The 12784-nt window shown below is 74.1% G+C and carries 12 protein-coding genes; 5 read left to right on the top strand and 7 right to left on the bottom strand.

Annotated features, from left to right (window positions below; translation table 11 throughout):
• Nucleotides 1–70: 70 nt before the first annotated feature.
• The 5 genes from ASD48_RS06015 to ASD48_RS05995 form a co-directional block, all read right to left on the bottom strand.
• Entirely contained in the window at nucleotides 71–439 is a 369-nt protein-coding gene (locus ASD48_RS06015) for a hypothetical protein (RefSeq protein WP_020132289.1), read from the bottom strand.
• Between the two features lie 201 nt (nucleotides 440–640).
• Nucleotides 641–1981: an AAA family ATPase gene (locus tag ASD48_RS06010; protein WP_057600335.1), complete on the bottom strand. Its 1341-nt coding sequence runs from the start codon at nucleotides 1979–1981 to the stop codon at nucleotides 641–643.
• The gene (locus ASD48_RS06005) at nucleotides 1978–3576 is read right to left on the bottom strand and encodes a hypothetical protein (RefSeq protein ID WP_057600334.1); all 1599 of its coding nucleotides are present in this window, start codon (nucleotides 3574–3576) and stop codon (nucleotides 1978–1980) included. Before ASD48_RS06005 ends, ASD48_RS06010 begins: the two co-directional genes overlap by 4 nt.
• Nucleotides 3567–4688 carry a hypothetical protein gene (locus ASD48_RS06000; protein WP_057600333.1) on the bottom strand — a complete coding sequence of 374 codons (1122 nt, stop codon included), beginning with the start codon at nucleotides 4686–4688 and terminating at the stop codon, nucleotides 3567–3569. Before ASD48_RS06000 ends, ASD48_RS06005 begins: the two co-directional genes overlap by 10 nt.
• Nucleotides 4639–5592: a phosphatase PAP2 family protein gene (locus tag ASD48_RS05995; RefSeq protein WP_057600332.1), complete on the bottom strand. Its 954-nt coding sequence runs from the start codon at nucleotides 5590–5592 to the stop codon at nucleotides 4639–4641. Before ASD48_RS05995 ends, ASD48_RS06000 begins: the two co-directional genes overlap by 50 nt.
• 223 nt (nucleotides 5593–5815) lie before the next feature.
• Between ASD48_RS05995 and ASD48_RS05990 the strand changes: the two genes are divergently transcribed.
• Entirely contained in the window at nucleotides 5816–6409 is a 594-nt protein-coding gene (locus ASD48_RS05990; RefSeq protein WP_057600331.1) for a histidine phosphatase family protein, read from the top strand.
• A 128-nt stretch (nucleotides 6410–6537) separates the two neighbouring features.
• Here ASD48_RS05990 and ASD48_RS05985 read toward each other — a convergent pair whose 3' ends face one another.
• On the bottom strand, nucleotides 6538–7998 hold the full coding sequence (locus ASD48_RS05985; RefSeq protein WP_057600330.1) for a hypothetical protein: 1461 nt from the start codon (nucleotides 7996–7998) through the stop codon (nucleotides 6538–6540).
• Between the two features lie 256 nt (nucleotides 7999–8254).
• On the opposite strand from ASD48_RS05985, the gene ASD48_RS05980 reads away from it, so the two are divergent.
• Nucleotides 8255–8644 (top strand): hypothetical protein, encoded by a 390-nt coding sequence (locus tag ASD48_RS05980; RefSeq protein WP_057600329.1) that lies wholly within the window; start codon nucleotides 8255–8257, stop codon nucleotides 8642–8644.
• A gap of 357 nt (nucleotides 8645–9001) precedes the next feature.
• Entirely contained in the window at nucleotides 9002–9868 is an 867-nt protein-coding gene (locus ASD48_RS05975; RefSeq protein ID WP_057600328.1) for a fused MFS/spermidine synthase, read from the top strand.
• Between the two features lie 39 nt (nucleotides 9869–9907).
• On the opposite strand, the gene ASD48_RS05970 is transcribed toward ASD48_RS05975, so the two are convergent.
• Nucleotides 9908–10441, bottom strand: a complete 534-nt coding sequence (locus tag ASD48_RS05970) for a hypothetical protein (protein ID WP_057600327.1) — start codon at nucleotides 10439–10441, stop codon at nucleotides 9908–9910.
• A gap of 153 nt (nucleotides 10442–10594) precedes the next feature.
• Here ASD48_RS05970 and ASD48_RS05965 point away from each other — a divergent pair, with 153 nt between their 5' ends.
• Nucleotides 10595–11314 carry a response regulator transcription factor gene (locus ASD48_RS05965; protein ID WP_057600326.1) on the top strand — a complete coding sequence of 240 codons (720 nt, stop codon included), beginning with the start codon at nucleotides 10595–10597 and terminating at the stop codon, nucleotides 11312–11314.
• Nucleotides 11311–12687: a HAMP domain-containing sensor histidine kinase gene (locus ASD48_RS05960; protein WP_107104223.1), complete on the top strand. Its 1377-nt coding sequence runs from the start codon at nucleotides 11311–11313 to the stop codon at nucleotides 12685–12687. Before ASD48_RS05965 ends, ASD48_RS05960 begins: the two co-directional genes overlap by 4 nt.
• Nucleotides 12688–12784 lie beyond the last annotated feature (97 nt).

The following is a 12784-nucleotide window of genomic DNA, read 5'->3' as shown; positions in this document are numbered from 1 at the left end:
CGTCACGGCTTTCGGGGGCCGACTGGGTCGACGCGGCTTTCGGAGGGGGCCGACTGGGTCGACGCGGCGCTCAGACGGGGTCGGCGTGCCCCCGACCCTCGGTGTCACCCCGCAGCAGATCCCGGCCGAACTCGACCATCTTCTTCGCGTAGTCCTCGGTCCACTCGGCGCGCTCGCCGATGTCCGCCGGCGTCAGCCGGTCGAAGCGGCGCGGATCGGCGAGCTGTGCCGCCGCCATGGCCTGGAACTCCACCGCCCGGTCGGCGGCCGCCCGGAACGCGAGCGTCAGCTCCGTCGCCCGCGCGAGCAACGCGGCCGGATCGTCTATCGACTCCAGGTCGAAGAAGTGCTCCGGATCACCGGCCGCCTCGGCGGGCTCGAAGAGCAGGGGCGCGGGGCGAAGCCGCGGTTCGTTCCGACGCGGCGTGGGCTCCGCCATGTCTTCTCCTCCTCGTACGGTTCGGATGGCTCCACGGGTGGACAGCACCGGTGGAGTGGACCACCCTCCATTGTCCCCCGGTCGCGCAAGAGGCCCTCGGCCCCGCAGTCTCAAGGCTCCCGGCGGCCGCGATGTTCCCTGTCGGGCAGCCGGGCAGCCGGCAGCCGGGCAACGGGGCGGCCGGGCAGCCGGGTGGCGAGGTCAGGGTCCCCACGCCACGCGGTGCTCCGCGAGGTGCGCCAGTACCGCGTGGTTCGCCTCCCAGCCGTCCGGGAACTTCACGAGGGTTCCCAGCTGGACCGGTTCCGTCGACGGGTAGGCGTCCAGGAGGTCGCCCACGCCTGCCCGGCACACCACCACGCACGCGTGCCGGTGGCGGGAGGCCAGGACGCACAGGCGGCCCGTCTCCAGGTGGAAGGCGGTGGCGTCGGGCCGGCCGGAGAGCGGGTGGAGGATCACCGTGACGTCGAACTCCATGCCCTGGAGGCGGTTCGCCGTGTCCACGGTCACGTCCCGGACGCCCAGCTCCGCCAGTGCCGCGCGCACCGCCGCCGCCTGGTCGCGGTGGGCGGTGCCGACCGCGACCCGGTCGGCGGTCAGCGGGGTCGGGTCGGGCGAGAGCTCCGAGGTGGCCGCGCCGCCCCGGTCCAGCAGCCGCCGGACGACCGTCGCCACGGCCCGCACCGCCTCCGGGTCGGTGCGGGGCGTGTGCCGGGCGGGCAGCTCCAGCAGGCCCCAGCCCGACTCCGCCGCCTCGTCGATCACCCGGTCCGTGCCGGAGCCGTCCGGCGGCACCGCGAAGGACAGCCGCCGGTCGCCGTGCCCGGTCCCGCTGCGGAACGGGGTGTACGGGTAGAACGCGTCGGACACCAGGGGCGCCGCCGACGCCGGAAGCCGCCACGACACCGGCAGCCGGTGCTGCGGCAGTTCGGGGTTGTGGGCGAGCAGCGTGCTCACCGCCGAGGCCGACGGATCGTAGGACAGGCCCGCCCACTGCTCGCCGCCCACGATCGAGAACGGGTCCAGCTGCCCCGGGTCGCCCACGAACAGTGCCCGCTCGAACAGCCCGGCCACGGCCAGCAGCCCGTCCGAACGCATCTGGTACGCCTCGTCCACGATGGCGTGCCGCCACGGCTCGTCGACCTTCACATGCGCCCACTTGGCGGCGGTGGAGATCACCACCGGCAGGCCCGCCAGCTCCGCCGCCTTCGCCGACTTCCGTACGTTCGGCAGCTCGTCGAGCACCTTGTCGTACGGGTCGGCGTCACTGCTGTGCAGCCGGCCCACCGGCAGCTCGGGGTTCTTCGCCGCGAGCCGCGCCACCAGGTCGTCGACCTGCGCGTTGGTCTGCGCGACCACCATCAACGGCCGCCCCGCGTCGGCCAGTTCCAGCGCCGCACGGACGACGAGCGTGGACTTGCCGGCACCGGGCGGGGAGTCGACGACCACCCCGCGCGCGGTGCCGTGCAGGGTGTCGCGCAGGATCGCGTCGGTGGCGCGGGTGGCGGCGGTACCGGGGTCGAAGGCGGCCTCGGTGGTCACAGCACATCCTCCTGGGTGACGGAATCGGGGACCTCGGGCGCCTGCTCGCCCGGCGGACCGCCGTGCGTCCACGGCGTGTCCTCCGGATCGGGCAGCTTCGCGCCGCCGCGCTGCTCGTGTTCGAAGAGCGTGAAGCAGAGCCGGTCGCCCTTCTCGGGCACGGACCCCGCCTCGGGCTCCTTGCCGCGGCCCATCTTGTCGACGATCCGGAGCACCAGCAGGCCGTCCTCCTCCTCGCCGTCCCGCCCCACGAACTCGGCCGCCTGCGGCTTCCCGCCCAGCGACCGGAACACCTTCGCCCGCTCCCCGAGATGCGGCCGGTCGTCGGTCCGTACGGTGACCAGCGGGCGCGGGCTCGGCCGCTTGCTCTCGCTGTACGCCATGACCACGTCGACGACCTCGCCCGCGAACGCCTCCCCGGCCAGCCGCCGCCCCGCCATCACCAGCGGGTCGTCGAGCGCCTCCTGCGCCTCCAGCCGGGCCTGTTCGCGCTCGCGGGTGGCGAGCTTGTTGGCGGCGGTGACCGCGTCGTCGCGGCGCGGCTGCGGGGGCTCACCGGCGACGACCCGGTCGCGGTGGCCGGTGAACGACCAGCGGTCGCGCGTCCACCGCTCCTCGACGTGCGCGCCCTCCGGCAGCGCCCGCAGCAGGTCCAGCCCCTCCCACACCTTGTCCCAGGTGGGCAGCGTCCGGCTCTTCACCAGCTCGCGGATCTCCCGCTCGGCCGCGGTGAGGGCGCCCAGCCGGTCGTCGGCCTGGAGACCGTCCTCGGCGGCGGCCAGGGCGGTACGCGCGCGGTCGTAGCGCTCGATGGCCGGAGCGAGCAGCTTGTTGTCGAACGCCGGGTCGGTCGCCGGACCGGCCGGCGGGCACCGCAGCTGACCGGCGGCGTCCCGCGCGAGTTCCGCGCGCAGCGCCGCCTGCGCACCCGTCTCGCCCGGTGGCGGGGCGATCCAGGCGAGCTGCGCCCCCAGGTGCTGGTCCTCCAGGCTGGACTGCCCGGTCGCCCAGTGCCGGCCCAGGAGCTCCGTCATCGCCGTCAGCAGCGAGGAGCCGGGCACCCGGGACCGCTCCCCGAAGTGGGTCAGCCACCGGCCGAGCAGCGGCACGCGCGCGGGCGCCGGATACGGCGTCTCCGGATCCTGTTCGGCCGTCCGACGGAAGCGCATGGAGCGGCCCAGGAGGCGCACGAAGTCGACGCCCGCGCGGCTCGGCACGATCAGCTGGGGCGCGTCGGCGCACAGCTCGACCTCGACCTTGACGCGCTTGCCGGTCTCCGGGTCGGTGTCGCTGCGCTCGGCGGCCTCGACGACGTCGGCGTAGGAGTCGAGGTACGGCAGGACGATGTCGGCCAGTTCGGCGAGGAACGCGAACCTCAGCTCGCGGTCGCGCGGCTGCGGCACGACGAGCAGCCGCGGCGCGTCCCGGTCGGTGCCGACCAGCGCGCCCAGCGGGGCGCCGGCCTCACCGGCGGTGGTCAGCGGCACGAAGACCATCGGCCGTTCGGACAGGTGCCGGTGCCGGACGGTGGCGGTGGGCTGGGCGCGGCCGGTGGTGACGGCCTCGAGGCGGGCGAGGGTGGTGATCAGTGACACATCGTCCCCAGGGCCTCGGTGCGCAGCAGTGCGGCCCGGCGCAGGGCGGCCACCGCGGGATCCCGCGGATCGCCGCTCTCGCCGCGCGCGGCCGACAGGACGTCCTCGACGGTCGTCAGCCCGCCCAGTTCGGCCCGCACGGAACGGCCCAGGGAGGTGACCGCGCCGGCCGCGCGGGACCGCTCACGGCAGTGGAACGCCAGCTCGCAGGCGGCCAGGCACTCGGGCGCGTACGCAGCCGGGACCGCCTCGACGGCCGCCGTGAGCTGCTCGGCGGGCAGCTCGGGGGAGAAGCAGACGCCCTCGGGGAGGGCGTCTGCGATGTCCTCGATGCGGGTGAGGCGGGCCAGTTGGCGGCTGGTGACCGCGCGCTGCTTGCGCACGTCCACGGCGGAGGCGGTGGGCAGGTTGGAGAAGTCCTTCGGGCAGACCAGGAGCACCCGGTGGCGCACGCGCGGGGCCGGGTCGAGGCGGGCGGCGACCGCCTCGAGGGCGAGCACGTACACGGCGGCCTGCCGGGCGGCCGCACCGACCTTCGCCGGGTCCGCCGAGCCGTCCAGCATCGGGAAGGACTTGATCTCCACGACCGTCCAGCTGCCGTCCGGGTGCACCACCACCGCGTCCGGTTCCAGGAAGGCGGGGGAGCCCGCGACGTCGAGCGCGATCATCGGATGGTCCAGGAGCGTCCAGGTGCCGGTCGCCCCGGTGGCCTCGCGCAGCGCCAGCGCCGTGCGCGCGGTGCGGCCCTCGGGGCCGATCGCGGACAGGTCGGGCAGTGCCGCGCCGACGGGCGGCGCGGCGCCGGGATCCAGCCGCTCGTGCACCAGCCGCAGCAGTTCCGCGCCGCCGTCCGCCTTCACCTTCGCCTCGAACGCGTTGCCGCGGGTCAGGGCGAACTGGGACTGCCCGAAGGCCGAGGGCGAGCCCAGCGCGTCCGCCAGCGACGCCTTGTCCACCCCGGCGCCGTCGAGGATCGCGCGCCGCTCGCAGCCGGGGTTGGCGGCCAGCGCCGCGAGGGCACGGGCGTCCAGCGCCTTGGCCGCGACGTCGGGGCCGCGCAGCTCAGCGAGCCGCTGCCGGAGCGCCGTCCCCCGCGTCCGAGGGGGTGGCACCCGGCTCGGCTCCGGGGCCGAACCGTGACTCGCGCTGCCGTGGAATTCGCTCACCCGTCGAAGTCTGGCATCCGCCACTGACAATCGGGGACGATGTGCTCGCAGAGGCCGCCGCGACCAGCGGGACACGGGCCGCGAACCACACTCGGGCGCGGTCCGCGCCGCGCATCACCAACGGCGTCAGCAGCAGCCCGACGCCCATCACGGCCGCGCCCGCGACCGCGTCGAGGAAGTAGTGGTTGGCGGTGCCCATCACCACGAGCGTCGTCACCAGCGGGTAGACGACACCGGCCGTCTTCGCCGTACGCGTGCCGCCGTGCCGCCACAGCATGACGCCGCACCACAGGGCCCAGCCGACGTGCAGACTCGGCATCGCCGCGTACTGGTTGGTCATGCCGCCCATGCCGCGCGGCGCGCTCGCCTCGCCGCCCCACCAGCCGTACGAGCTGTACTGGGCCATGGTGTCCACGAAGCCGTGGCCGGCCGACAGCAGCCGGGGCGGGCAGGTGGGCATCAGCGTGAAGCCGATGAGGCCCATGAACGTGGACGTCATCAGCCAGGTGCGGGCCGCACGGTAGAGCTGGGTCCGGGACCGGAACAGCCAGACCAGGATCACCGGCGTCACCACGTAGTGCAGTGACGCGTACCAGAAGTCGGCCGGTACGCCGATCCACGCCTCGGTCCTGAACAGCCGGTTGAGCGGATGCTCGGCGTTGATGTGCAGGACCTTCTCGACGCGCAGGATCGCCAGGCCGTGGTCGACGGCGGTGGTCACATCGCCTCGCGCGAGCAGCCGGCCCGCGGAGTAGCAGGCGTACACCAGCAGGAGCAGGGGCAGCTCGGTCCACCAGCGCAGCCGTGTCCGCGGGGCCGCCTCGGTGCCTGGTGTCTCGGTCTGCGGCATCCGATTGCCTCCCCCTTCGTGTCGCTGTCTCGTCGCTGGTGTGCCAGTGGCTCGGGACGGGCCACTTTACGGTGTATGCGCGTGCCCCTTGTGGGCCCCCCGGCTCTCAAAGACGCTGAGATCGCCCACCGGGTTGCCCCTGTTCAGGGTGAGCGATGATGGAAGGGCTCCGCCCCTGGTTTCTGCCCTGATCCCTTTCAGGGTCTCCCCGGAAAGGTCCCCCATGGCACCGCGCATCCTGCTGGCCCGGCACGGACAGACGGAGTGGTCGCTGTCCGGCAAGCACACCGGCAGGACCGATGTGCCTCTCCTGGAGGAGGGCCGCCGGGGCGCCAAGCTGCTCGGCGAGCGGCTGCACCGGGCCCCGTACGACGGCCTGCCGGACGTGGAGATACGCACCAGCCCGCTGGCACGCGCGCGTGAGACGTGCGAACTCGCCGGCTTCGGTGAGCGGGCCACCGCCTGGGACACCCTGATGGAGTGGCACTACGGCGCCTACGAGGGCATGACCCCCGCCGAGATCCAGGCCGTCCGGCCCGGCTGGCTCATCTGGCGCGACGGCGTCCCCGAGGGGGAGACGCTCGCCGAGGTGACCGCCCGCGCGGACGAGGCCGTCGCCTGGGCCCGCTCGGCCGACCGGGACGTGCTGGTCTTCGCCCACGGGCACATCCTCCGCTCCATCGGGGCACGCTGGCTGGGCCTGCCGCTGGACTTCGCGGCCCGGATCCGGCTGAACCCGACGTCACTGTCGGTCCTGGGCTGGGCCTACGGCGAACCGGCGATCGAGAGCTGGAACGACCTCGGGCACCTCGGCTGACCGAAAGTGACCGCGGTGACCGTGGGTGCTCGCGGTGCCCTATAGGGGCTCGCAATGCCCTCGGTGCTGGCAATGCCCTCGGTGACCGTGGGGCCCGCGGTCACCGTTTGCGGCCTCGGGACCGGGTCTCACACCATCCGCGGTGTCGAGGCGTGGCGCTCCAGGAACGTGGACACGCCCCCCGCCCGCCGGTGCGGCAGCAGCACTCTGGCCGTCCCCGCCAGCATCGTCTGGATGCGGGATGACTGGACCTGGTCCAGCAGGTCCAGGACGCGCATCCCGGCCACCGCCGCCTCGTCGGGGAGGCCCCCGCGTGCGAGGTCGTCCGCCAGCTCGGCCGTGTACAGCGCGATGTTCCGGGAGAAGTGCGGGTCCTGGAGGTCCGCCGCCCGCTTCGCGTGCCGCGCCGCGCGCGGCCAGTCGCCGAGCGTCGACCAGCACTGCGCCTCGAGCCCCTCGAGCTCGGCCTCGCCGTAGAAGCTCATCCACTCGGGGTCGCTGTCGCAGGGGCCCCGGTCGTACAGGGCCTGCGCGCGGACGAGGGCCTGCTCGCAGCCGGTGCGGTCGGCGAGCCCCGCCCAGCCGCCCGCCTCGCGCAGCGCCAGCAGCGACATCAGCCGGGGCGAGCCCAGGGGACGGGCCGCGCGCTGGGCGGCCTGCGCGGCACGGACGGCCTCGCGGGGCCGGCCCGCGTCCCGCGCGAGGAACGCCGTGTTGCAGAAGGCGTGCGCCTCCAGCCCCTGGTCCCCGGTCACTCTGGCGGTCGCCAGCGCCTCCGCGTAGTGCGAGCGCGCGTCGTCGAACCGGCCCGAGTCGTGTGCCAGCCAGCCCACCGAGATGGCGAGTTCCCCGGCACCCGAGTGGAGCCGGTCGGCGGTCGTCTGCCGCGTCGTTCCGGCGTCCAGCAGCGCGTAGGCGGCGCGTAGCGGGGCGGCCGCGCGCCGGTAGAGGCCGTCGGCCCCGTGCCGGTCGTCCAGCAGCCGGATTCTGCGGACCGCTTCTTCGAGGGCGCCGGCCTCGTTCGCTCCCGCGCGGCGCACGGGACGAGCGGTGGACGCGTCGGGGGCGAGCCCGAGGGGGCCCAGCGTGGCGGCGGCCATCGTGGCACCTCCGCCGGTCATGAATGCGCGACGCAGCACGTCGCTCTCCTCGTGGTTGTGGTGGTGCGTGTCGTACGGGTCCTGCGTGTCATACGGCTCGGGCGCCCTGGCCGTCTCACCCGTGTTCCGCTCGTCACTTGTTGTGCGCTCCGGTCTTGTGGTGTGCGCGCAGGGCGCGTCCTCAGGGGTGCGCGCCCCTCGTCCGCGCACGGACGCGCGGGGCGAGAACCCCAGATCGGTGAGCGTGCGGCCGGGAAACATGTGCAGGAACACCCGCTCGTACGCGTAGTTGGGGCAGCGGATCTCGCCCGCCTCGACGCGCCCGATGTAGCGCGCGTCACAGCTGACGCACTCGCCGATCTCACGCGCGGCCCGCCGCACGAGTGCGGCGAACTCGGCGGGTGAGCGATGTCCGCGCAGGTGGCGGAAGGCGAGGTTGGGCCGTGCCGGCCGGTCGGGCCGAGGTGGTGTCACCATTGACGACGCCATGGCCGGGTCCTCTCGTGCGAACCGTCGAACCATGCCGGAATAGGGATGAGTTGTCCGTGTGGCACCCTTGTTCCCGGCGGGCAAGAACGTACCTGCTGTGGTCGGGCCGCCATGCGGTGTTTGCCTACAAACCGGATATCTCATCCGCGATCTGCCATGAAGTGCCATCCTTTGCGGCGGACTTCCGCCGTAGCCCTTGACGCCGTGCCGCGTTGAACCTTGTGGACTACAGGCGGGCTGCGCGGTGGAGGCCGGGATGGAGACCAGCCAGAGCAACGTTCCTTCTATGACATCGGTGGCGGCGTGCGACCTGGTGACGGTGCCGACCCGTCAGGGGTTGGAGGCGGTCGACATCCTGCGAAGAGGGGCGGCGGGAGACGGGGTGGGGCCCGTCCTGCACGACGACGGCGACGACACGCTCGGCTTCGTGGTGCCGGCCGGGACGGCGGCGGCATGGGACATGCCGGGCAGTACCTGTACGAAGACCGACGGCAGGGGGCTGCGACTCGCCCCCGAGTCGCCGGTCCAGGGCTCGGGCTGGCTGGTGCCCCCCGGCGAGGCGGACCTCGCGACGGATCCGGCGGTGCTGCGGCGGGCGTTGGGTGAGGCGGCCCGGCTGATCGAGGCGGCGGACAGCTGCCGCTGAGGACGCCTCCGAGGTGACCGGCGAGGTGACCGGCGAGGCACCGGCCGTGCGTGGACCCGAGCGCACGCGCGCGTGCCCATGACCCCCGTGACCGCTCTCCGGCCCGCGCCCACCCGCTCGTCCGGTCGGCGCCCGCCCGCTCGTCCGGTCCGGTCCGCGCCCGCCCGCCCGCTCGTCCGGCCCGCACCAGCATGTCCGGCTCGCGCCCACCCGCTCGTCCGGCCACCGTTCGGCCGCTCGTCTCCGGCTGCCGCCCGGCCGCCCGCCCCGGCCGCCCGCCCCGGAGGCCCCGGCCGCCGTTCGGCCCCTGTTCGGTCGGGTGTGCGGGGCGCGTCCGCGGCCTGCGAAAATGTCGGCATGGCAAAGTCCAGGAACACCCGGCGCGAGCGGGACGCCGACGCCGTCGTCGAGACCGTCGACGGCGGGCTCGCCCAGCTCGTACCCGACCGGGACCGGTCGCGGGCCTGGACGCTGCTCATCGACGGGGCCCCGCAGTCGCATGTCGACCTCGACGACCCCGCTCATCTCTCCTTCGAGTACCAGCGGCGCCTCGGTCATGTCATCGACCTCGTCGCACCGGCCGGCAAACCCCTGCACGTCGTGCATCTCGGCGGCGGCGCGTTCACCCTCGCCCGGTACGTCGCCGCCACCCGCCCCCGCTCCACCCAGCAGGTCGTCGAACGGGACGCGGCACTCGTCCAACTGGTGCGCCGGGAGCTGCCGCTGGACCCGGGGGCCCGCATCAGGGTGAGATCGGTCGACGCACGCGAAGGTCTCGCCAAAGTGCCCGACGGGTGGGCGGATCTCGTCGTGGCCGATGTGTTCAGCGGCGCCCGGACCCCCGCCCACCTCACCTCGACCGAGTTCCTCGACGAGGTCCGCAGGGCGCTCAGGCCCGGCGGGGCCTACGCCGCCAACCTCGCCGACGGCCCGCCGCTCGCGTACCTGCGCGGGCAGATCGCCACCGCCGCCGCCCGGTTCGCGGAACTCGCGCTGGTCGCGGACCCGACCGTGCTGCGCGGCAAACGGTTCGGCAACGCCGTGCTCGTGGCCTCCGATCTGCCGCTGCCCACCGCCGAACTGACCCGCAGGGCGGCCTCCGACCCCCATCCCGGCCGGGTCGAGCACGGCAGGGCGCTCACCGACTTCACCGGCGGCGCGGTACCGGTCGTGGACGCGTCGGCGGTGGCCTCACCGGCCCCGCCGCCCTCGGTCTTCCGTTAGCCGGCCGTCCTGGCCTCCGGCCGTCCTGGCCTCCGGCCGTCAGTACGTGCCCACCTCCACCCGGGGCGGTCCGTCGTGCCAGGTGCAGAACACCGACACCCGGTCCGCGCCGGAGGCGAACTCCACCCGGATCCACGACTCCGTCTTCCACACCTGCATCGACCAGCCCGCGCCCGGCGTCGCCGAGACCAGCGACGCGGAGACCTTGCCCAGGTCGAAGACGACGAGCCCGCCGTCGGTGTCGTAGCTCTTGACCGTGCCCTGGGACGTGCCCCGGGGAGTCCGGGAGGCGCTGGCGGAGGGGCCGGCGCTCGCCGCCGTGCGGGAGGGGGACGGGGACGCCGGCGTCCGGCTCGGGGTCGGGGACGGGCTCCGCGACGCGGACGGGCCACCCGTCGGCGACGCCGGCGGCTTCGACTCCTGCGTGATCGTGTCGCCCGCGGTGAGCGGCAGGGCGCGCGGCGGGTCGTAGGCCGTGCCCGCCATCACGGTGTGGACACCCCACCACGACAGCGTGACCGCCGCGCCCGTTGCGAGCGACCAGGCCAGTACGTGTACGAGTCCTCTGCGCATCGCGGGCCATCTTGCCCCACGCGCCTCACCCGTGTCGCACGGATGTCCTCGGCCGCGGCCCCGGCCGCGCACGGTCGCCTCACCGGTCGTCCACAGGCGCGAGTTGTCCACAGGCCCGAATGACCCTCGCCCGCATGGCGTAGGTTGCGGCGCATGGCAAGTGTGCTCGTGGTCGAGGACGACCAGTTCGTACGCTCGGCGCTCATCCGGCAGCTGACCGACGCCTCGCACCTCGTGCGCAGCGTCGGTACGGCACTGGAGGCGCTGCGCGAGGTCGCCCATTTCCGCTTCGACGTGGTCATCCTCGACCTCGGCCTGCCCGATCTGGACGGCTCCGAGGCGCTGAAGATGCTGCGCGGCATCACGGACGTGCCGGTCATCATCGCCACCGCGCGCGACGACGAGACGGAGATCGTCCGGTTGCTGAACGCGGGCGCGGACGACTACCTGACCAAGCCGTTCTCGGTGGAGCACCTGTCGGCGCGGATGGCGGCCGTGCTGCGGCGGGCCCGGTCCGGGGCCGCGGAGGCCTCGCCCTCCAGCGTCATCCGGGTCGGCGGTCTGACCGTCGACCCGCTGCGCCGCCAGGCCGAACTGGACGGCGTACGGCTCGACCTCACCCGCCGGGAGTTCGACCTGCTGGCCTTCCTCGCGGGCCGGCCGGGGGTCGTGGTCCCGCGCCGGGAACTGCTGGCCGAGGTGTGGCAGCAGTCCTACGGGGACGACCAGACCATCGACGTCCATCTGTCCTGGCTGCGCCGCAAGCTGGGCGAGACGGCGGCGCGGCCGCGCTATCTGCACACCCTGCGCGGGGTCGGCGTGAAGCTGGAGCCGCCCGTCTGCGACTCCGGGGGGACGGTACCGGTCCGATGAGATGGGCACTGGTCAAGGTCTGTCTGGCGGTGACCACGATGGTCGTGGTCGCCTTCGCCGTCCCGCTCGGTCTCGTCGTCAAGGAGATGGCCCGCGACCGCGCGTTCTCCAACGCCGAGCGGGAGGCCGCGGTCGTGGTCCCGGCGCTGTCCATCACGACCGACCGCGAGCAGTTGGAGCGGGTCGTCGCCTCGGCGGGCTCCGACGACGGCATGGCGGTGCATCTGCCCGCGAGCGACGGCCGGGCCGCCGTCGACCTCGGCAGGCAGCGCGCCGCGGACGCGGACATCGCGGCCGTGCGCAAGCTGGGCCGGGCCTCCACCACCGAGGTTGCGGGGGGTTCGGCTCTGCTCCAGCCGGTCGCGCTGAGCCTGGGGACCGTGGTCATCGAGGTGTACGTCCCCGAGTCCGAGGTGAGCAACGGCGTCGGCACGGCCTGGGCGGTGCTGGCGGCGGTCGGGGCCGCGCTGGTCGTCGGCTCGGTCGCCGTCGCCGACCGGCTGGGCGTACGGATGGTGCAGCCGGCGAGGCGGCTGGTCGAGGGGGCGCACGAACTGGGGGAGGGCAAGCTCGGGGCGAGGGTGCCCGAAGAGGGTCCCAGCGAACTGCGCCTCGCGGCGGTGGCGTTCAACTCGATGGCGGATCAGGTGGTCCAACTGCTGGCCAACGAGCGGGAACTGGCGGCGGATCTGTCCCACCGGCTGCGCACCCCGCTGACCGTGCTGCGGCTCAACGCGGCTTCCCTGGGCGAGTCCCCGGCCGCCGAGCAGACGCGGACCGCCGTCGCCCAGCTGGAGCGCGAGGTCGACACGATCATCCGGACGGCGCGGGAGGCCAAGCCGCAGACGGCGGCCGCCGGTCCGGGCGCGGGCTGCGACGCGGCGGAGGTGGTCCGGGAGCGGATGGCGTTCTGGTCGGCGCTCGCGGAGGACGAGGGCCGCAAGGTGCGCACGGCCGGCGTGGACCGCCCGGTCCGCATACCCGTCGCGCGTACCGACCTAGCCGCGGCCCTGGACGCCCTGCTCGGCAACGTGTTCCGGCACACCCCGGAGGGCACGGCCTTCGCGGTCGACGTCCACAACGGCGAGGACGCGGTGATCGTCCTCGTCTCGGACGCGGGTCCGGGCATCGCCGACCCGGAGGCGGCGATGGCGCGCGGCCGGGGTTCGGGCACCGCGGGCTCGACCGGCCTCGGCCTGGACATCGTCCGCCGGCTCGCCGAGTCGACGGGAGGTGACGTCCGTATCGGCTCCTCGGTGCTGGGCGGCACCGAGATACGGCTCTGGATCCAGCTGGACGGGCGGGAGCCGGTGCGCAGGGGCCACCGGGGGGCGGTCCGCAGACGGCGGCGGGCGCCGGCAGGCCGTTCCTGAGGGGCGAATTGGTCTCGACCTTTAACCGCCCCCGATGTGTTCCTTAAGCGCTCCCTAAGAACCTCAACGACCGTCCCTGTCAGGCGGTTTGCCCGGT

Source organism: Streptomyces sp. Root1310 (genome assembly GCF_001426425.1).
Classification (GTDB): Bacteria; Actinomycetota; Actinomycetes; order Streptomycetales; family Streptomycetaceae; genus Streptomyces.
Note: the sequence above shows the minus strand (reverse complement) of the source record. Positions and strands in the feature narration are given on the sequence as shown.

Bases quoted from the DNA above. Each gene is read 5' to 3' on its own strand.
- ASD48_RS06015 (WP_020132289.1), bottom strand. From the start codon at position 439: ATGGCGGAGCCCACGCCGCGTCGGAACGAACCGCGGCTTCGCCCCGCG.
- ASD48_RS05995 (WP_057600332.1), bottom strand. From the start codon at position 5,592: ATGCCGCAGACCGAGACACCAGGCACCGAGGCGGCCCCGCGGACACGG.
- ASD48_RS05990 (WP_057600331.1), top strand. From the start codon at position 5,816: ATGGCACCGCGCATCCTGCTGGCCCGGCACGGACAGACGGAGTGGTCG.
- ASD48_RS05985 (WP_057600330.1), bottom strand. From the start codon at position 7,998: ATGGCGTCGTCAATGGTGACACCACCTCGGCCCGACCGGCCGGCACGG.
- ASD48_RS05980 (WP_057600329.1), top strand. From the start codon at position 8,255: ATGGAGACCAGCCAGAGCAACGTTCCTTCTATGACATCGGTGGCGGCG.
- ASD48_RS05975 (WP_057600328.1), top strand. From the start codon at position 9,002: ATGGCAAAGTCCAGGAACACCCGGCGCGAGCGGGACGCCGACGCCGTC.
- ASD48_RS05970 (WP_057600327.1), bottom strand. From the start codon at position 10,441: ATGCGCAGAGGACTCGTACACGTACTGGCCTGGTCGCTCGCAACGGGC.
- ASD48_RS05965 (WP_057600326.1), top strand. From the start codon at position 10,595: ATGGCAAGTGTGCTCGTGGTCGAGGACGACCAGTTCGTACGCTCGGCG.
- ASD48_RS05960 (WP_107104223.1), top strand. From the start codon at position 11,311: ATGAGATGGGCACTGGTCAAGGTCTGTCTGGCGGTGACCACGATGGTC.